This is a genomic window from Klebsiella sp. ZJOU C1 (genome assembly GCF_035620215.1).
GTDB lineage: Bacteria > Pseudomonadota > Gammaproteobacteria > Enterobacterales > Enterobacteriaceae > Klebsiella > Klebsiella variicola.
On the sequence record NZ_CP141644.1, the window covers coordinates 1,692,981 to 1,712,140 of the forward strand.

Here is a 19,160-nt window from a genome sequence, read left to right on the forward strand (position 1 = left end):
CTAATCAGGCGAACGGCGCTTCGCGATTTAACACCTTATCAATAATCTGCAGCACGCCTTCTTCGTTGTTGTGCGGCGCGTGATGGCTGGCGACGGCTTTGACGTCTTCCCGGGCGTTGGCCATGGCAAAGCCAAATCCGGCGTGCTGCAGCATCTCGATATCATTGCCGCTATCGCCGAACGCCACCACCTCATGATCCTCAATGCCCCAGCGCTGCTGCAAAATGCGCAAGCCGTTGGCTTTGTGCACCCCAGGCATAATTAAGTCAATACTGCCGTAGCCGGTGGCCACCGCGGTGACCATATCCCCCAGCGCCGCGTGCAGCTTCGGCTGAATTTCCGGGATCAGGCTGTCCGGTACGTTGAGACCAAATTTGAGGATCGCGTCATCAAGGTGGTTAAAATCATCCACCAGTTCGAGGCGGTGATAATACTTCGCCGCCACATTCTTCAGCGCGTCGTTATAGCGGTTGAGAGTGTAGGCGCTGCGCTTCCCGCAGGCGATGATTTCGATATTCGGCAGGGTCTGCAGATGATCGACCACGGCGTTGAAATGGTGGAGCGGCAGCTGGCAGTTGAAGACGTCTTCATTGCCGCTCACCACCCAGCCGCCGTTTTCCGCCACAAAGGCGATCTGATGGGCGATCTCCGGGAAAAAGGAGATCAGCTGATAATACTGGTTGCCGCTGGCGACCACGAAGCGAATATTCTGTTCACGCATTCGCTGGTACTGGGCGAGGAAGCGCGGCCGGTTGTAAGTTTTGGCATCGCTTAAAAAGGTGCCGTCCATATCCACCGCAATCAGTTTGATGCTCATTAGCTGTTCTCCATAACGGGTTCAGATTGTGGCTTAGCCACCGCGCGGGCGACCAGTGCCGCCACCATCACCAGACCCAGCACCACCATCATGGCGCTGCGCAGGCCGAAGTGTTCGCCGAGGAAGCCCAGCAGCGGCGGCCCGACGAGGAAAGCAAGATAACCGGTGATCGCCACCACGCTGACGCGCTTGGGCGCGTCCGGCCCGGTATCGCTGGCGGCGGAGATGGTCAGCGGGAAGCCGAGCGAGGCGCCGATGCCCCACAGCAGTACCGAGATGCCCGCCACCCAGGGGTTATCGACGAAGATGATCAGGCCAATACCCAGGGCGCCCATCACCGCGCTGCCGCGGACCACCGTCACCCGGCTGTAGCGATCGATAAACCAGCCGCCGGTAAAGCGGCCCAGCGTCATGCCGAGGGTGAAGCCGGCATAGATCAGCGAGCCGGAGGTGGGGCTAAAGCCGTGGCCGTCCACCATCAGCAGCGGCAGCCAGTCGTTGGCCGAGCCTTCGGCAAAGGCCATCGCCAGGACGATGACCCCGATCAGCAGTAGCTGCGCGTCGCGCCATACCGGCAGACCTTTCGCCTCACCGTGGGCGGCTTCGGCGGCGTTTTTACCGGTGCCATCGGGAATGGCGCGGATGGCAATGGCGATGGGCAGAATAGCCACCAGCGCGGCCGCCAGGATATGCGGGGCGGCATGCAGGCCGAATCCGGTCACTGCCATGCCCACCCCGGCGCCGAACAGGGTGCCAAAGCTGTAGAAGCCATGCATCATCGGCAGCACCGTTTTATTCATCTCTCGCTCGATGGCCGCGCCTTCGACGTTAATAGCGACTTCGGCGGAGCCAAAGCTGGCGCCAAAGATGGCCAGGCCGAAGGCGAACAGCGGGGCGGAAGAGACCCACAGGGCCAGGCTGAGCACCAGCATGCCGAGTACGGCGAAGGACATGGTGGTGCGGATGACCTTGCGGGTACCAAAGCGCTTCACCAGCCACGCTGAGCAGAGAATACCGCTCATCGACCCCACCGACAGACCAAACAGCACCACGCCCATTTCTGCCGTAGAAAGCATCAACTGATCGCGGATCGCCGGCGTGCGGGTAGCCCAGGAGGCCATTAATAAGCCGGGGATGAAAAAGAACATAAACAGCGCCCACAGCCGAAGCTGGAGCGCTCTGCGCGAGGTTTGCGTCGTCATCCGTAAACGCCTTAAAGGAGAAGAGTGAAGACAACAGTAGCAAGCATGTGTACATTTGTACATAAACCGGAAGAGGAAAATCATGGCCCGTAGACCGAACGATCCGCAGCGCCGCGAGCGCATCCTGCAGGCGACGCTGGACACCATCGCGGCGCACGGCGTCCAGGCGGTGACGCACCGCAAAATCGCCCTCTGCGCGAATGTGCCGCTGGGGTCGTTGACCTATTATTTCAGCGGCATCGAGGCGCTGGTTGAGGAGGCGTTCAGCCTGTTTACCGCCGAGATGTCGGCGCAGTATCAGCAATGCTTTGCCGGGGTAACGAACCGGGAACAAGCCTGCGATGCCATCGCGGAGCTGATCTTCAGCGCCCAGGTGACCACGGCGCGCAATATGGAGCTGATGTATCAGCTGTACGCGTTCTGCAGCAGTCAGCCGGCGCTAAAGGGGGTGATGCAGAACTGGATGCGGCGCAGCCAGCAGACGCTGGAGCAATGGTTCGCCCCCGATACCGCCCGCGGCCTCGACGCCTTTATTGAAGGAATGACTTTGCACTTTGTCACCGACCGCGCGCCGCTGTCGAAGGCGGCAATCCGGCTGCTGGTTGGGCAGCTGGCGGGGGAGAGGGCGCAGGAAGAGGGGCGCTGAGGCGGTGCGAGACATGCGTGAGGGATAAATTCAGGCAACAAAAAACCCATCAACCTTGAACCGAAGTGGCGGGGTTGATGGGCTCCACAAAATGGGGACATCAAAGAAAAGCAGTGGCATTACTTATGACTGATGCCCTGAGAAAAAGTTCTGCCTGTGACGGCTTTTTTCTCAAAAATTTATTGTAGCCCTGGCCAGATGATCACGATGAGCGTCCCGGCAAGGGTAAGCAGCACGTTGGCGATGGCGTAGGTGCCTGCGTAGCCGAGCGCCGGAATGTTGCTGCGCGCGGTATCGCTGATGATCTCCATTGCCGGGGCGCAGGTGCGGGCGCCCATCATGGCGCCAAACAGCATCGCCCGGTTCATGCGCAGCACATAGGCGCCGAACAGGAAGCAGATCACCACCGGCAACAGGCTGACAATAAGCCCTGCCGCCAGCATCTGACCGCCGACGGCGCCCAGACCGTTATTGATCCCGGCCCCGGCGCTGAGTCCGACCCCGGCCATAAACACCATCAGGCCAAACTCTTTCACCATGTTCAGCGCTCCCTGCGGGATATAGCCGAAGGTTGGGTGGTTGGCGCGCAGGAAGCCAAGCATAATGCCGGCGAACAGCAGGCCGGCGGCGTTGCCGATGCCGAAGCTAAAAGAGCTGAACTGGAAGGTGATCATGCCGATCATCAGGCCGACGATAAAGAAGGCGCAGAAGGCCAGCAGGTCGGTCACCTGGCTGTGAATGGAGATGAAGCCGATGCGGTCGGCCACGGTTTTTACGCGGCGGGCGTCGCCGCTGACCTGCAGCACGTCGCCTTTGTTCAGCACCACGTTGTCGTCGATAGGCATTTCAATCTGGCTGCGGATCACCCGGTTTAAGAAGCAGCCGTGGTCGGTGAGCTTCAGCTGCGCCAGGCGGCGGCCGACGGCGTTGTGGTTTTTGACCACAATCTCTTCGGTGACGATGCGCATGTCGAGCAGATCGCGGTCGAATACCTCTTTGCCGTTACGGAAGCTCGGGTCGAGGCGAGCGTGCGCGTCCGGATAACCCACCAGCGCAATATCGTCGCCCATCTGCAGCACCGCGTCGCCGTCCGGGTTGGCCAGAATGCCGTTGCGGCGGATGCGTTCGATATAGCAGCCGGTCTGGCGATAAATCCCCAGTTCGCGCAGATTTTTGCCATCCGCCCAGGCCACCAGCTCCGGGCCAACGCGGTAGGCGCGGATCACCGGCAGGTACACTTTACGTTTTGAATCGGTATCGAGGCCGCGCTCGCGGGCGATTTGTTGGGCGCTGGTCTGCAGATCCTGATGCTGCAGCTTGGGCATATAGCGGGCGCCGACGATCAGACTCACCAGGCCGACCAGGTAGGTCAGGGCATAGCCGAGGCTCAGATGGTCAAGCGACTGCGCCAGCTGATCGCTGGGCAGGCCGAAATGGCGCAGGGTGTCGCCCGCGCCCACCAGCACCGGGGTGGAGGTCATGGCGCCCGCCAGCATACCGGCGGTAAGACCAATATCCCAGCCGAACACTTTGCCCAGCACGGTGGCGATCAGCATCGCGCTGCCGACCATCACCAGCGCCAGCATCAGGTAGTTTTTGCCGTCGCGGAAAAAAATGGAAAAAAAGTTGGGCCCGGCTTCCACGCCGACGCAAAAAATAAACAGCATAAAGCCGAGATTAAGGGCATCAGTGTTAATCGCGAAATGCTGTTGACCTAATAAGAGAGAAACGACTAAAACGCCAATGGAATTACCAAGTTGTACTGAGCCGAGACGCAGTTTTCCCAGGCATAGTCCTAATGCAAGTACAACGAATAATAACAGGATGTAATTCCCGTTTAACAAATCTGCGACGTTTATATTCACGAAAGCCAACTTCTCATTTACTAGTAAGTTGTTGAAGGAAATGGTTATTTGGTCTAAGGTTGCTCAGGCGTTCGCGTTGTGGCGAACCTATTCTGGCACCCTGTTATAACCAGCAAAAATATACCCGCTAGTTTAATCCTTCCTGGATGCGGCGGCTAGTGACAATCGTTTTTAGGCTGGTAGGGGAGTTATTGGCATGGATTGCCGAAATGCTTTATCTGACTGGGCGACGTGGACGTGAGTTAGAGGCAACATCAGGAGGATACGGTGAAGTCTGAGCGTAGTTGGGCCGGTATTATCTGCGGCTTCGTTCTGTTCATTGTGGTGTGCTTATCGCTGCTATTACATATGAAAGGGGCCTTTCGCGCCAGCGGCAACCCGGAGCTGGGCCTGCTCTTCTTTTTGCTGCCAGGGGCGGCGGCGAGCTGCCTCTCTCCCGGACAGCGGGTACTGCGTCCTTTGCTGGGTGCGATGCTGGCGGCGCCGGTCTGTATGGTGACGATGCGGCTGTTCTTCGTGACGCACAGAACGTTCTGGCAGGAGATGGCGTGGGTACTGAGCGCGGTGTTCTGGTGCGCGCTCGGGGCGTTGTGCTTTTTGTTTATCTGCGCCTGGCTTGAAACCTGGCGCAGTCACTCATCGAGCAAATAAATTGACTCAGGCAAACAGGCCAAGGTTCTCTTTCGCCCAGGCTTCGAAATCGGTGCAACCGCCGATGTGTTTCTGGTCGACGAAGATCTGCGGCACGGTTTCAACCGGTTTGCCGACGGTCTTTTCCAGGTCAGCTTTGCTGATGCCTTCGGCGTGAATATCCACGTAACGGTAGTTAAAGTCATCACGCTCGTTGGTCAGTTTTTCTGCCAGCTCTTTGGCGCGAACGCAGTAAGGGCAGCCTGGACGACCAAAAATAACGGTAAACATTGCTTCTCTCCTTAAACCTCAGCCGGATGGCGAATGGCGCTTATGATGCCTGCATTGACCGGTGAGGGAAAGAAGGTTCTGCCTTTTGCTTCGATGGTTTACGGCTATGTTTGATAAATGTCGTACTATCAAAACCCGTATACTGACCCGGCGGCGTAGTGAGATTGTCTGATGCGCCGCGCTTATCAACCGGAGAGGCGTGATGCGAAAATTTGCCCCGTTGCCGAAAAGCATTCTGCTGGTTGAGATCCTCGGGATGGGGCTGTTAACCCTCGCCTGGCTCTCGCTTAACCAGTATGTCCAGCTGCCTGCGCCCATTGCCAGCCCGACCGCGGCGCTGGTGATGCTCTTTGCCGGGATCGTGCTGATGATCCCCGCCGCCATCGTCGTTATGTGGCGGATGGCGCAGATCGTGGCCCCGCAGTTAACGCACTCTCCAAAGCCTGAATCCTTGTCTGACAGAGAAAAACGTAATGACGCCGACCATTGAGCTGCTGCGCAGCCATCGTTCCATCCGCCACTTCACCGATGCCCCCGTGAGCGACGAACAGCGCGCAGAGATTATCGCCAGCGCGCAAGCGGCATCTACCTCGAGTTTTTTACAGTGCACCTCCATCATCCGTATTACCGACCCCGCGCTGCGTGAGCAACTGGTCCCGCTGACCGGCGGCCAGCAGCACGTCGCCCAGGCGGCGGAGTTTTGGGTTTTCTGCGCCGACTTTAACCGCCACCTGCAGATTTGCCCACAGGCGCAGCTGGGGCTGGCTGAACAGCTGCTGATCGGCGTCGTCGATACGGCGCTGCTGGCGCAAAACGCGCTGATTGCCGCCGAGTCCCTCGGGCTGGGCGGCGTCTATATCGGCGGGTTGCGTAATAGCATCGAGGCGGTGACCGAGCTGCTGGCGCTGCCGCAGCACGTCCTGCCGCTGTTCGGTCTTTGCCTTGGCTGGCCGGCGGATAACCCGGACATCAAGCCGCGGATGCCGGCCGCCATGCTGGTGCATGAGAACCACTATCAGCCGCTGGATAACGCGCTGCTGGCGGACTATGACGACCAGCTGGCGCACTATTATCTGTCGCGCGGCAGCAACGCCCGCCGCGATACCTGGAGCGATCATATCCGTCGCACTATCGTGAAAGAGAGTCGTCCGTTTATTCTCGACTATCTGCATAAGCAGGGGTGGGCAACACGCTGATTACGTGTACACTGCTGCTCCGGCCAGGTGATCTCCGCCGCCGGCCGCAGGAAAGGTGAAAGTGTGTTCGATAGCTGAGGCCCGCCAGAGCGGGTCTTTTTGCAGAGGTGCAGGATGAAAATTGCCATATTATCCCGGGATGGAACGCTTTATTCATGTCGACGCCTGCGCGAAGCGGCGCAACAGCGCGGGCATCAGGTCGAGATCCTCGATCCGCTTTCCTGTTATATGAATGTCAGTCCGGTGGCATCGTCCATCCACTACAAAGGGCGTCAGCTACCGCATTTTGATGCGGTGATCCCCCGGATTGGCTCGGCGATCACCTACTATGGCACCGCGGCTTTGCGTCAGTTTGAACTATTGGGAAGCTATCCGCTGAATGAGTCGGTCGCCATCACCCGCGCTCGCGATAAGCTGCGCTCGCTGCAGCTGCTGGCGCGCCAGGGTATCGATTTGCCGCTGACCGGCATCGCTCACTCCCCCGATGACACCAGCGACCTGATCGCCATGGTGGGCGGGGCACCGCTGGTGGTGAAGCTGGTGGAAGGCACCCAGGGGATCGGCGTGGTGCTGGCGGAGACCCGTCAGGCGGCGGAGAGCGTGATCGACGCCTTTCGCGGGCTGAATGCGCATATTCTGGTGCAGGAATATATTGCCGAGGCGAAAGGCTGCGATATTCGCTGCCTGGTGGTCGGCAATGAGGTGGTGGCGGCGATCGAACGGCGGGCTAAAGAGGGCGACTTTCGTTCTAACCTGCACCGCGGCGGCATGGCCACGGTGGCGCAGATTAGCGACGAGGAGCGGGCGATTGCCATCAAGGCGACGCAAACCCTTGGGCTCGATGTCGCCGGTGTCGATATTTTACGCGCCACCCGCGGGCCGCTGGTGATGGAGGTGAATGCCTCGCCGGGGCTGGAAGGGGTGGAAACCACCACCGGCGTGGACATCGCCAGCCGGATGATCGCCTGGATCGAGCGCCAGGCGACGCCGGAATTCTGTTTGAAAATAGGCGGCTAGCCGCTGGATGCAAGTCTGTCATGGTATGCGGCGCTTTTTTTGCGTAAGCTATGGCGTCGTTTTTTCATTGTAAGGGGTCACAGGCACTATGGATTCACTGGTCGTTCCAGGTCTGGATACGCTACGCCGCTGGCTGGATGAGATCGGCATCAGCTTTTTTGAGTGCGATTCCTGCCAGGCATTGCATCTGCCGCATATGCAGAATTTCGACGGTATTTTTGATGCCAAAATTGACCTGGTAGACAACGTGGTGCTCTTTTCCGCCCTCGCGGAGGTGAAGCCGTCCGCTCTGCTGGCGCTGTCGGCGGATCTCTCGGCTATCAACGCCAGTTCGTTAACTGTGAAGGCGTTTATCGATATTCAGGACGATAACTTGCCCAAGCTGGTGGTCTGTCAGTCGTTGTCTATCGGCCCGGGGGTGACCATGGAGCAGTTCGCCTGGTTCTTCCGCCAAAGCGAAGAGCAGATCTCAATGGTGATCCTCGAAGCCGGCGCCAACCAGCTGCTGTACAAAGGCGAAGAAGAAGAGCCCGCGGCGGAAAACGTGCAATACCATTTTCTTCACTAAACCTGCCTAAAATTAGCGCAGCCACTACCGCAGCGGCTGCGTATTACCCGCTTTTATTCTGCGTTTATCCTTCTCTTAAAGCATTATTCACCGCCATTCAGGCCGTTTTGGCTTATCACGTAGACCGTTATTGCATAAAAATTTGATAAAAGGCGTTTTTTTACCTGGGCTATAGCCTCTTATTCTGGCTACAGTTATTCTGGCGATGCTTCCAGTTGCGAGCAACCACTCCGGGAGAGATCCGCTCTCCTTTTCTCAGGCAATGAAAAAATATGCATGATTCTTGCATGCGTTGAAATGCGTATATTTGAGCCCGTAAATTAACGGGCGTTGAGAAGGATAAGAGATATGACCGCCTTTGGTAAAAAATGGTTAACAGGTCTGGTTACGGGTGCGCTGATGGCCGTCTCTGCCGGTTCGCTCGCCGCCGAACAAAAAACCCTGCATGTTTATAACTGGTCTGATTATATTGCGCCGGACACGGTAGCGAATTTTGAAAAAGAGACCGGGATTAAAGTCGTGTATGACGTTTTTGATTCCAACGAAGTACTGGAAGGCAAATTAATGGCCGGCAGCACCGGTTTCGACCTGGTGGTACCGTCGGCAAGCTTCCTTGAGCGCCAGCTGGCGGCGGGCGTGTTCCAGCCGCTGGACAAGAGCAAGCTGCCCAACTGGAAGAACCTTGATCCCGAAGTGTTGAAGCTGGTCGCCAAGCATGACCCTGAGAATAAATACGCCATGCCTTACCTGTGGGCGACGACGGGCATTGGCTACAACGTGGATAAGGTGAAAGCCGTCCTCGGTAAAGATGCGCCGGTGGACAGCTGGGATCTGGTGCTGAAGCCGGAGAACCTTGAAAAACTGAAAAGCTGCGGCGTCTCCTTCCTCGACGCGCCGGAAGAGATTTTCGCCACCGTGCTGAACTACCTCGGCAAGGATCCGAACAGCAGCAAAGCGGATGATTACACCGGCCCGGCGACCGATCTGCTGCTGAAGCTGCGGCCGAACATTCGCTACTTCCACTCTTCGCAATATATTAATGACCTTGCCAACGGCGACATCTGCGTGGCGATCGGCTGGGCAGGGGATGTCTGGCAGGCGGCCAACCGCGCGAAAGAGGCGAAAAATGGCGTCAACGTCTCCTACTTTATTCCGAAGGAAGGCGCGCTGGCGTTCTTTGATGTCTTTGCCATGCCGGCCGACGCCAAGAATAAAGATGAAGCCTATCAGTTCCTTAACTATCTGATGCGCCCGGATGTGATCGCTAAAATCAGCGATCAGGTGTTCTACGCCAACGGCAACAAGGCCTCCACACCGCTGGTCAGCGAGACGATCCGTAACAACCCGGCGATTTATCCGCCAGCGGATGTGTTCGCCAAACTGTTCACGCTGAAGGTGCAGGATCCGAAGATTGACCGCGTGCGCACTCGCGCGTGGACCAAAGTGAAGAGCGGCAAATAATCTCTGACGGCCCGTCGAACACGGGCCGAATCAGATCTGCACTCGCCGGGAAATGGCAGCGCGCCCGGCGAGCAGAAGCACCAGGATGGTGCAATTGCACTGTTAAGCACGAAGTATGGCACCGGACCATATGGTGATCGTTTTTTTGCCGGAGAGCACCCGATTGAACGACGTAATGCCCCGCCCACAGGCGAAAGCCCCCAAAGCGCTGACCCCGCTACTGGAAATCCGTAACTTAACCAAGTCGTTCGATGGCCAGCACGCGGTCGACGACGTCAGTCTCACTATCTATAAAGGCGAAATTTTTGCTCTGCTGGGCGCATCAGGCTGCGGGAAATCGACCCTGCTGCGTATGCTGGCGGGCTTTGAACAACCGACCGCCGGGCAGATTATGCTCGACGGCGTGGATCTGGCGCGCGTGCCGCCCTATCAGCGGCCTATCAATATGATGTTCCAGTCCTACGCCCTGTTTCCCCATATGACCGTTGAGCAGAATATCGCCTTCGGTCTGAAGCAGGATCGTCTGCCTAAGGCGGAAATCACCGCCCGGGTGCAGGAGATGCTGGCTCTGGTGCATATGCAGGAATATGCCAAACGCAAGCCGCACCAGCTCTCTGGCGGCCAGCGCCAGCGCGTCGCGCTGGCGCGTAGCCTGGCGAAACGGCCGAAGCTGCTGCTACTCGATGAGCCGATGGGCGCGCTGGACAAAAAGCTGCGCGATCGCATGCAGCTGGAGGTAGTGGATATTCTCGAACGCGTTGGCGTGACCTGCGTGATGGTGACTCACGACCAGGAAGAGGCGATGACCATGGCGGGCCGTATCGCCATCATGAACCGCGGCAAGTTTGTGCAGATTGGCGAACCGGAAGAGATTTACGAGCACCCGACCACCCGCTATAGCGCCGAGTTCATCGGCTCGGTGAACGTCTTTGAAGGGCTGGTGAAGGAGCGTCTGGAGGATGGCCTGGTGTTGAGTTCGCCAGGACTGGTGCACCCGCTGAAGGTCGACCCCGACGCGTCGGTGGTGGACAACGTGCCGGTCTGGGTGGCGCTGCGCCCGGAGAAGATCATGCTGTGCGATGAACCACCGGCGGACGGCTACAATTTTGCCGTCGGCGAGGTGATTCATATCGCCTATCTCGGGGATCTCTCTATCTATCATGTGCGCCTGCAAAGCGGGCAGATGATCAGCGCCCAGTTGCAGAATGAACACCGCCATCGGAAAGGAACGCCCACCTGGGGTGACGAGGTGCGTTTATGCTGGGATGCGGATAGCTGCGTAGTGCTGACGGTGTAAGGAGAGGGCGATGAGTACCGTTGAATCCCCGTCAGGGGCGAAAAAACCGGGCGGCTTCGGGCTGTGGGCGGCGCGCCTGCAGATGGCGCATGGCCGCAAGCTGGTGATTGCGCTGCCCTATCTGTGGCTGATCCTGTTGTTCATGCTGCCGTTCCTGATCGTGTTCAAGATAAGTCTTGCCGAGATGGCGCGGGCGATCCCTCCCTACACCGAGCTGATGGAGTGGGCGGATGGCCAGCTGACGCTGACCCTCAACTTTGCCAACTTCCTGCAGTTGACTGACGATCCGCTCTATTTCGAAGCTTATCTCCAGTCGCTGCAGGTGGCGGGCATATCGACGATCTGCTGCCTGCTGCTGGGCTATCCGCTGGCCTGGGCGGTGGCGCACAGCAAGCCGTCGACGCGCAATATTCTTCTGCTGCTGGTGATCCTGCCGTCGTGGACGTCATTCTTAATCCGCGTTTATGCCTGGATGGGGCTGCTGAAAAGCAACGGCGTGTTGAATAACTTCCTGCTGTGGTTAGGGGTTATCGATCAGCCGCTGGAGATCCTGCACACCAACCTGGCGGTGTATATCGGTATTGTGTATGCCTATCTGCCGTTTATGGTGCTGCCGATCTACACCGCGCTGACCCGCATCGACTATTCGCTGGTGGAGGCCTCGCTGGATCTCGGCGCCCGGCCGCTGAAGACCTTCTTCCAGGTGATCGTCCCGCTCACCAAAGGCGGCATTATCGCCGGTTCGATGCTGGTGTTTATCCCGGCGGTGGGGGAGTTCGTGATCCCGGAACTGCTGGGCGGGCCGGACAGCATTATGATTGGCCGCGTGCTGTGGCAGGAGTTCTTTAACAACCGCGACTGGCCGGTCGCCTCGGCGGTGGCGATTGTCATGCTGCTGCTGCTGATCGTGCCGATCATGTGGTTCCACAAGCACCAGCAAAAACAGATGGGAGAGCAGGGATGAACGACTTGCCGGTAGTACGCTCGCCGTGGCGCATTCTGATCCTCGTGCTTGGGTTCACCTTCCTCTATGCCCCGATGCTGATGCTGGTGATCTACTCGTTCAACAGCTCGAAGCTGGTAACGGTCTGGGCCGGGTGGTCGACGCGCTGGTATAGCGAACTGTTCCACGATGATGCGATGATGAGCGCGGTAGGGTTGAGCCTGACCATCGCCGCCTGCGCGGCGACGGCGGCGGCGATCCTCGGTACCATCGCCGCGGTGGTGATGGTGCGTTTTGGACGCTTTCGCGGGTCTAATGGCTTCGCATTTATGATCACCGCGCCGCTGGTTATGCCGGACGTGATCACCGGTCTCTCGCTGCTGCTGCTGTTCGTGGCGCTGGGACATGCCATTGGCTGGCCGTCGGATCGCGGGATGTTGACCATCTGGCTGGCGCACGTCACCTTCTGTACCGCCTATGTGGCGGTGGTGATCTCCTCGCGGCTGCGTGAACTGGACCACTCGATCGAAGAGGCGGCGATGGATCTGGGCGCCGCGCCGCTGAAGGTCTTTTTCGTCATCACGCTGCCGATGATTATGCCAGCGGTGATCTCCGGCTGGCTGCTGGCGTTCACGCTGTCGCTGGATGACCTGGTGATCGCCAGCTTTGTCTCCGGTCCCGGGGCCACGACGTTACCGATGCTGGTCTTCTCCAGCGTGCGTATGGGGGTCAACCCGGAGATTAACGCCCTGGCGACGCTCATCCTTGGCGTGGTCGGTATTGTTGGTTTTATCGCCTGGTATTTGATGGCCCGCGCAGAAAAGCAGCGAGTGCGCGATATCCAGCGTGCAAGACAAGGCTGAACCACCTAAAATCGGTACAGCAGCCTCCGGTCGGCGCCACCCTGTGGCGCCGTTTTCATGGAAGACATTACGTTGGGATTGTTTACGAAAACTCGCTCATCGCATGCCCGCCTTAACGTCCCTGCGCTGGTGCAGGTGGCGGCCTTTGCTATTATTTTGATCCGCGCTCTGGACCTGCTGATGATCCTCAATCTGTTGGGTCTGCAGGGGCTGAACGAATTCATACACCGCAGCGTCCAGACCTGGAACCTGACGCTGGTCTTCCTCGGCAGCCTGGCGCTGGTATTTGTCGAAATCTGGTGCGCCTTCTCGCTGGTGAAAGGGCGCAACTGGGCGCGCTGGGTCTATCTGCTGACGCAGATTATCGCCGCCGGCTACCTGTGGGCGGCGTCGCTGGGCTACGGGTATCCGGAACTGTTCAGCATTCCCGGCGAATCCAAACGGGAGATCTTCCACTCGCTGGTGATGCAAAAACTGCCGGATCTGCTGGTTCTGACGCTGCTGTTTGTGCCGGCGAACTGCCGTCGGTTTTTCCGCCTGCAATAACGGTGATACAATCCCCGCCCCTGGATTTTTGAAGGTCAATTATGCATTGCGCACTCTACGACGCCGGCCGCTGCCGCTCCTGTCAATGGCTGGAGCGGCCGGTCCCGCAACAGCTCGCCGATAAAATGGCCGATCTGCGCACGCTGCTGGCGGCGATCCCGGTCGCTGCCTGGGGCGAGCCGGTCAGCGGGCCAGAGACGGCCTTTCGTAACAAGGCCAAGATGGTGGTCAGCGGCAGCGTTGAGCGTCCGCTGCTGGGGATGCTGCATCGCGATGGCACCCCGGTGGATCTCACCGACTGCCCGCTCTATCCTTCATCGTTTGCGCCGGTGTTTGCCGTCCTGAAGCCCTTTATCGCCCGCGCCGGGTTAACCCCCTATAACGTCGCGCGCAAGCGCGGGGAGCTGAAATATCTGCTGCTAACCGCCAGCCAGCAGGGGGAGATGATGCTGCGCTTCGTACTGCGCTCAGAGGCCAAGCTGGCTCAGCTGCGCGCCGCGCTGCCGTGGCTGCAGGCGCAGCTCCCGCAGCTCAAGGTGATCACGGCGAATATCCAGCCGGTGCATATGGCAATCATGGAAGGCGAGCAGGAGATCTTCTTCACCGAACAGCAGGCGCTGGGGGAGGTCTTTAACGAGGTGCCGCTGTGGATCCGCCCGCAAAGTTTCTTTCAGACCAACCCGGCGGTAGCCAGTCGGCTGTATGCCACCGCCCGCGACTGGGTGCGCGCGCTGCCGGTCCAGCATATGTGGGATCTGTTTTGCGGCGTCGGGGGATTTGGCCTGCACTGCGCGACGCCGGCGATGCGCCTGACCGGTATCGAGATTGCCCCGGAAGCGATCGCCTGCGCCAGACAGTCAGCCGCGCAGCTGGGGCTCAGCAATCTGCATTTTCAGGCGCTGGACTCGACGCAGTTCGCCACTCATGAAGCGGATATCCCGCAGCTGGTGTTGGTCAACCCGCCGCGCCGCGGCATTGGCGCCGAACTGTGCGACTATTTAAGCCGCATGGCACCGCCCTATATCATCTATTCCAGCTGTAACGCTCGCACCATGGCGACCGATATTGCCCGTCTTCGCGGCTATCGCGTCGAGCGGGTCCAGCTGTTTGATATGTTCCCTCACACCGCGCACTACGAAGTGCTGACCCTGCTGGTCCGCGAAGTTTAAACAAAATGTGAAGGCTTTGCGCCGCTGAAATCAGGTAAGCTTGGCGCTGCATGTTTTGTTATTGGTGGGGGGAATCTAATGGCCAAAACCATTCTGCTGGTGGAAGATGACGAGGATATTGCCACGCTGCTGCGGCTCAATCTTCAGGATGAGGGCTATCAGATTGTGCATGAAGCCGACGGCGACCAGGCCCTTGTCCAGCTGGAAAAGCAGGTCTGGGATGCGGTGATCCTTGATTTGATGCTGCCTGGCGTCGATGGCCTGGAGATCTGTCGGCGTATCCGTCAGATGACCCGCTACCTGCCAGTAATTATCATCAGCGCTCGCACCAGCGAAATGCACCGCGTGCTGGGCCTGGAGATGGGCGCCGATGATTATCTGGCGAAGCCCTTTTCACTGCTGGAGCTTATCGCCCGCGTCAAAGCGCTGTTTCGTCGCCAGGAGGCGATGGGGCAGAACCTGCTGATGGACGCCGGGCGCCTGTCCTGCCATGGCCTGAGCATCGATCCGCTGTCGCGCGAAGTGAAGCTGCGCGGCGAGGTGGTGGACCTGACGCCGCGCGAATTCGATCTGCTCTATTACTTCGCCCGCCATCCCGGTGAGGTGTTTTCGCGGCTGGCGCTGCTGGAGCAGGTCTGGGGATATCAGCACGAGGGCTATGAGCACACGGTTAATACCCATATCAACCGCCTGCGCAGCAAAATCGAACGTGACCCGGCGGAGCCGGACATTATTCTTACCGTCTGGGGTAAAGGCTATAAATTCGCCCCGATGTCGCAAGAGGTCGCCCCGTGATCCGCCGCCTGAGCCTCAGCCAGCGGTTGGCGCTGGTGGTGGTCTCCCTGCTGATGCTGTGCGCGGCGGCGGTATGCGCCGTTCAGTTACACAGCAGCGCGCAGTATGGCAACGCCATGGTGCAGCGCCTCTCCGCCGGGCTGGCTCAGCAGATTGTCGCCCGCGAGCCGCTGCTGGACGCCCACGGCGGGGTCAACCGGCAAACCCTGAAGTCGTTGTTCGACCGCCTGATGACCTTTAACCCCAGCGTGGAGCTCTATCTGCTGTCGCCGGATGGCGACCTGCTGGCCGATGCGGCGCCGCCGGGACATATCCAGCGCCAGCGTATCGATATGGCGCCAGTGCAGGCTTTTCTCACCGGCAGTGCGTCGCCGGTGTATGGCGACGATCCACGTAGTCTCGACGGACGAAAAGTCTTCAGCGCCGCTCCGCTGCGCGTCGACGGGCAGCTGCGCGGCTACCTGTATATCATTTTGCAGGGAGAGACCTTTAATCAGCTGGCGGCCGACGCCTGGCAAAAAACGCTGTGGAGCATTGTTCTGTGGACGCTGCTGCTGGTGGCCCTGTTTGGCCTTCTGACAGGGGGGCTGGCATGGTTCTGGGTCACCTGGCCGGTCCGCCAGCTCACCGCCCAGGTCGCGGCGAGCGGCCAGGACAGCATCAGCGCCATCAAAACTCTGGCGGCCCGCACGCCGGAGCCCCTGCCTGGTAACGAGGTGGCGGTGCTCGAGAATCGCTTTATTGACCTTGCGCAGCAGATAGCCGGCCAGTGGGATCGGCTGGCCGACAGCGACCGCCAGCGCCGCGAATTTGTGGCCAATATCTCCCATGATTTGCGTACGCCGCTCACCTCGCTGCTGGGGTATCTGGAAACGCTGACGCTGAAGGATGAACGGCTGACCGCCGAGGAGCGCAGGCAATATCTCACCATCGCCCTGCGTCAGGGCAACAAAGTGCGCCATCTCTCGCAGCAGCTGTTTGAGCTGGCGCGACTGGAGCACGGGAGCATTAAGCCGCAGCGCGAGCGTTTTGCGATGGGGGAGCTGATCTCCGATGTCGCGCAGAAGTTTGAATTAACTGCCCGCACGCGCGAGGTGAACCTGCGTATTGATGTGCCGGGACCGCTGCCGCTGATTAACGCCGATGTGTCGATGATTGAGAGGGTGGTGACCAACCTGCTCGATAACGCGATGCGGCATACGCCCGTCGGCGGGGAGATCCGTCTGGCGGTCTGGCAGGAGGATCAACAGCTCCAGGTGGAAGTGGCCGACAACGGAACGGGCGTCGATGCCGCGCTGCGCGACGATCTGTTCCAGCGGCCGTCGGCGTTGTCTACCCAGGCATCGCGGGAGGATCGCGGCGGGTTAGGGCTACTGATTGTGAAACGAATGCTGGAGTTGCACGGGGGCGGTATCAGACTGGTGGAGTCGGTAAGCGGGGCGCGGTTCAGGTTCTTCGTGCCACTTTAAGACATTGCCGGATGGCGGATACGCCTTACCCGGCTACGGGGAAAGAGTAGGCCGGGTAAGCGCAGTGCCACCCGGCAAAAAATTTACTCCGGGAACCACTGGTTGCTGATTTTCTGGTAGGTACCGTCGGCCTTAATCGCTTTCAGCGCGGCGTTCAGTTTCTCCAGCAGCGCCTTGTTATCCGGGCGCACGGCAATGCCGAGTCCAGTGCCGAAGTATTGCGGATCCGTCACTTTCGGCGTGGCTGCGCCCAACTGCGGGTTGGTTTTCAGCCACTCGTTGACCACTGCGGTATCGCCGAACACGCCGTCGATACGGCCATTTTTCAGATCGATAATCGCATTCTGGTAGCTGTCATAGGCGACGGTCTTCACCTCAGGATGTTTATCCTGCAGATATTTCTGGTGGGTGGTGCCGTTTTCCATGCCGATCCGTTTGCCTTTCAGGTCATCGAAGGAATGGAACGCGTCTTTTTTGGCGATCACCAGCGCCGAGTTGGCGTAGTACGGGTCGGTGAAGGCCACCTGCTTGCTGCGTTCCGGCGTAATATCCATTCCGGAAATCACCGCATCATATTTCTTGAACTTCAGTGCCGGGATCAGGCTGTCAAAAGCGTGGTTGGTAAAGGTACATTCTGCCTGCATTTGTTTGCACAGCGCTTTGGCCAGGTCGAGATCGAAACCAACAATCTGATTATTGGCATCCATCGATTCAAACGGCGGATAGGTTGCGGACACGCCGAAGCTGATTTTCTCTGCGGCGGCAGCGCCGAAGGTGAACGTGGTGAGCAGTGCAGCCAGAACTAACTTTTTCATCGTGGAACTCCCGTCTGTCAATCTTATGATTATTCGCCGTGTCTGCGGCATAGAGTGACAATGCCATTAAATGAATTTATATGCAATAAATATGATTAAATATTTTTAATGGCATAAAAAAAGACGGACAGGTGTTAGACTTGTCCGTCTTGTTGTCTGCTTTTTATGCAATAAGGCTCAGGCGCTAGTTACGTCGCTCGAAGGCCAGCGCTTTACGTTCCACCAGGCGCATCAGCAGCGTCAGCAGTCCGTTGACGATGAGATAGATAATCCCGGCGGCGCCGAACACCATCACGTCGTAGGTGCGTCCGTACAGCAGCTGGCTGTGGCCCATTACTTCCATCAGGGTGATGGTGTAGGCCAGAGAGGTACTCTTGAAAACCAGCACCACTTCGTTGGAATAGGACGACAGCGCACGCTTAAAGGCATACGGCAGCAGGATCGCCAGGGTATCCTTTTTACTCATCCCCAGCGCGCTGCACGACTGCCATTGCCCGTCGGGGATCGCCCGGATGGCGCCATAAAACAACTGAGTGGTGTAGGCGGCGCTGTTGAGCGACAGGGCGATCAGAGCGCACAGCCACGGTTCAGAGATAAGATGCCACAGCCACGGATAATCCTGCAGCGAAGGAAACTGTCCGGGGCCGTAGTAAATCAGGAAGATCTGCACCAGCAGCGGCGTACCGGTAAACAGGGTGATATAGCCGCGGACTATCCACACCAGCCCCGGCGTCTTCAGCGTCAGGATAATGGTGAAAATCAGCGACAGGATCAGCGCCACGATAATCGACGCCACGGTCAGCGTCAGGCTGGTATGAAGCCCTTTCAGCAGTTCGGGTAAGTAGTCGAGCATCAGCCTGGTCTCCGTTCGAAGCGCGTCGCACGCTGGTCAATCCGCTTAAGGATGTATTGACTCAACAGGGTGATGACGAGATAGATTGCCGCCGCAATGATATACCAGTTAAAGGGTTCCTGAGTGCGGGTGGCGATGCTTTTGGTCTGCAGCATCAGATCGTTGACGCTGATCAGGCTCACCAGCGCGGTGTCCTTCAGCAGCACCAGCCACTGGTTACCGAGGCCAGGCAGAGCATGGCGCCACATCTGCGGCATCACCAGACGGAAGAATATAGCCGCTTTCGACAGCCCTAGCGCCTGGCCGGACTCCCACTGACCCTGCGGAACGGCTTTCAGCGCGCCGCGCAGCGTTTGCGAGGCGTAGGCGGCATACAGCAGCGACAGGGCGATCGCCCCGCAGAGGAACGGACTGACGTCAAAGTTCTCAATCTGCATCTGCACCGGGATCTGCGTGAACCCGAGCGGGATGGTGAAACCGTCAGAGAGCGTCAGCAGCAGCTGGGAAGAGCCGAAATAGATAAACAGCACCACCAGAATTTCCGGTAGTCCGCGCAGGATGGTCACAATGCCGGTTGCAAGCCAGGCTACCGGGCGCCATTTCACTGACTCCAGTACCGCAAAGAGCATCGCCAGGACCAGGCCGATGACGAGCGCGCAAACGGCAAGGCCGACGGTCATCCCGGCGGCGCTTGCTAATGGAAAAATTTCGTTCATT

The 19,160-nt window shown here is 58.7% G+C and carries 21 protein-coding genes; 14 read left to right on the forward strand and 7 right to left on the reverse strand.

The annotated features are described in order from the left end of the window. Positions 1–4: 4 nt before the first annotated feature. Both SPE70_RS07980 and SPE70_RS07985 read right to left on the reverse strand, forming a co-directional pair. Positions 5–817, reverse strand: a complete 813-nt coding sequence (locus tag SPE70_RS07980) for a Cof-type HAD-IIB family hydrolase (protein ID WP_012968637.1) — start codon at positions 815–817, stop codon at positions 5–7. Then, positions 817–2,019 (reverse strand): MFS transporter, encoded by a 1,203-nt coding sequence (locus SPE70_RS07985; protein WP_094954875.1) that lies wholly within the window; start codon positions 2,017–2,019, stop codon positions 817–819. Before SPE70_RS07985 ends, SPE70_RS07980 begins: the two co-directional genes overlap by 1 nt. An 82-nt stretch (positions 2,020–2,101) precedes the next feature. Between SPE70_RS07985 and SPE70_RS07990 the strand changes: the two genes are divergently transcribed. Next, the gene (locus tag SPE70_RS07990; protein WP_012542353.1) at positions 2,102–2,665 is read left to right on the forward strand and encodes a TetR/AcrR family transcriptional regulator; all 564 of its coding nucleotides are present in this window, start codon (positions 2,102–2,104) and stop codon (positions 2,663–2,665) included. Positions 2,666–2,844: 179 nt separating this feature from the next. Here SPE70_RS07990 and SPE70_RS07995 read toward each other — a convergent pair whose 3' ends face one another. Further along, positions 2,845–4,530, reverse strand: a complete 1,686-nt coding sequence (locus tag SPE70_RS07995; protein WP_008805810.1) for an aspartate:alanine antiporter — start codon at positions 4,528–4,530, stop codon at positions 2,845–2,847. A gap of 267 nt (positions 4,531–4,797) precedes the next feature. On the opposite strand from SPE70_RS07995, the gene ybjM reads away from it, so the two are divergent. Beyond that, positions 4,798–5,181, forward strand: coding sequence for an inner membrane protein YbjM (ybjM, locus tag SPE70_RS08000; protein ID WP_136047442.1), 384 nt, complete (start codon positions 4,798–4,800; stop codon positions 5,179–5,181). A 6-nt stretch (positions 5,182–5,187) separates the two neighbouring features. On the opposite strand, the gene SPE70_RS08005 is transcribed toward ybjM, so the two are convergent. Further along, complete coding sequence (locus SPE70_RS08005; RefSeq protein WP_002896352.1) at positions 5,188–5,451, reverse strand: GrxA family glutaredoxin; 264 nt, start codon at positions 5,449–5,451, stop codon at positions 5,188–5,190. 202 nt (positions 5,452–5,653) lie between these two features. Here SPE70_RS08005 and SPE70_RS08010 point away from each other — a divergent pair, with 202 nt between their 5' ends. The 12 genes from SPE70_RS08010 (at position 5,654) to SPE70_RS08065 (ending at position 16,775) form a co-directional block, all read left to right on the forward strand. After that, positions 5,654–5,941, forward strand: a complete 288-nt coding sequence (locus SPE70_RS08010) for a YbjC family protein (RefSeq protein ID WP_008805812.1) — start codon at positions 5,654–5,656, stop codon at positions 5,939–5,941. Next, a complete protein-coding gene (nfsA, locus tag SPE70_RS08015) occupies positions 5,925–6,647 on the forward strand; it encodes a nitroreductase NfsA (protein ID WP_012542350.1) in 723 nt (240 codons plus the stop codon). The genes SPE70_RS08010 and nfsA overlap by 17 nt, the downstream gene beginning before the upstream one ends. 114 nt (positions 6,648–6,761) lie before the next feature. After that, positions 6,762–7,664: a 30S ribosomal protein S6--L-glutamate ligase gene (gene rimK / locus SPE70_RS08020; protein ID WP_012542349.1), complete on the forward strand. Its 903-nt coding sequence runs from the start codon at positions 6,762–6,764 to the stop codon at positions 7,662–7,664. Positions 7,665–7,752: 88 nt separating this feature from the next. Further along, positions 7,753–8,232: a type III secretion system chaperone family protein gene (locus tag SPE70_RS08025; protein ID WP_002896365.1), complete on the forward strand. Its 480-nt coding sequence runs from the start codon at positions 7,753–7,755 to the stop codon at positions 8,230–8,232. Positions 8,233–8,580: 348 nt separating this feature from the next. After that, positions 8,581–9,693, forward strand: a complete 1,113-nt coding sequence (potF, locus tag SPE70_RS08030) for a spermidine/putrescine ABC transporter substrate-binding protein PotF (protein WP_002896368.1) — start codon at positions 8,581–8,583, stop codon at positions 9,691–9,693. Positions 9,694–9,856: 163 nt separating this feature from the next. Continuing rightward, entirely contained in the window at positions 9,857–10,990 is a 1,134-nt protein-coding gene (gene potG, locus SPE70_RS08035) for a putrescine ABC transporter ATP-binding subunit PotG (RefSeq protein WP_012542348.1), read from the forward strand. Between the two features lie 10 nt (positions 10,991–11,000). After that, positions 11,001–11,954 (forward strand): putrescine ABC transporter permease PotH, encoded by a 954-nt coding sequence (potH, locus tag SPE70_RS08040; RefSeq protein WP_008805816.1) that lies wholly within the window; start codon positions 11,001–11,003, stop codon positions 11,952–11,954. Next, entirely contained in the window at positions 11,951–12,796 is an 846-nt protein-coding gene (gene potI / locus SPE70_RS08045; protein WP_002896372.1) for a putrescine ABC transporter permease PotI, read from the forward strand. Before potH ends, potI begins: the two co-directional genes overlap by 4 nt. Before the next feature lie 57 nt (positions 12,797–12,853). Next, complete coding sequence (locus tag SPE70_RS08050) at positions 12,854–13,342, forward strand: YbjO family protein (protein WP_008805817.1); 489 nt, start codon at positions 12,854–12,856, stop codon at positions 13,340–13,342. 41 nt (positions 13,343–13,383) lie between these two features. Continuing rightward, positions 13,384–14,511 (forward strand): 23S rRNA (uracil(747)-C(5))-methyltransferase RlmC, encoded by a 1,128-nt coding sequence (gene rlmC / locus SPE70_RS08055; protein WP_016160549.1) that lies wholly within the window; start codon positions 13,384–13,386, stop codon positions 14,509–14,511. A 78-nt stretch (positions 14,512–14,589) separates the two neighbouring features. Beyond that, the gene (locus SPE70_RS08060) at positions 14,590–15,306 is read left to right on the forward strand and encodes a response regulator transcription factor (protein ID WP_012542345.1); all 717 of its coding nucleotides are present in this window, start codon (positions 14,590–14,592) and stop codon (positions 15,304–15,306) included. Further along, positions 15,303–16,775, forward strand: coding sequence for a sensor histidine kinase (locus SPE70_RS08065; protein ID WP_119867050.1), 1,473 nt, complete (start codon positions 15,303–15,305; stop codon positions 16,773–16,775). The genes SPE70_RS08060 and SPE70_RS08065 overlap by 4 nt, the downstream gene beginning before the upstream one ends. Before the next feature lie 83 nt (positions 16,776–16,858). Here SPE70_RS08065 and artJ read toward each other — a convergent pair whose 3' ends face one another. The 3 genes from artJ to artQ form a co-directional block, all read right to left on the reverse strand. Next, positions 16,859–17,590, reverse strand: coding sequence for an arginine ABC transporter substrate-binding protein ArtJ (gene artJ / locus SPE70_RS08070; protein ID WP_008805821.1), 732 nt, complete (start codon positions 17,588–17,590; stop codon positions 16,859–16,861). 184 nt (positions 17,591–17,774) lie between these two features. Next, positions 17,775–18,443, reverse strand: coding sequence for an arginine ABC transporter permease ArtM (artM, locus tag SPE70_RS08075; protein WP_324726546.1), 669 nt, complete (start codon positions 18,441–18,443; stop codon positions 17,775–17,777). Then, positions 18,443–19,159 (reverse strand): arginine ABC transporter permease ArtQ, encoded by a 717-nt coding sequence (gene artQ, locus SPE70_RS08080; protein WP_002896386.1) that lies wholly within the window; start codon positions 19,157–19,159, stop codon positions 18,443–18,445. Before artQ ends, artM begins: the two co-directional genes overlap by 1 nt. Position 19,160: the final 1 nt, after the last annotated feature.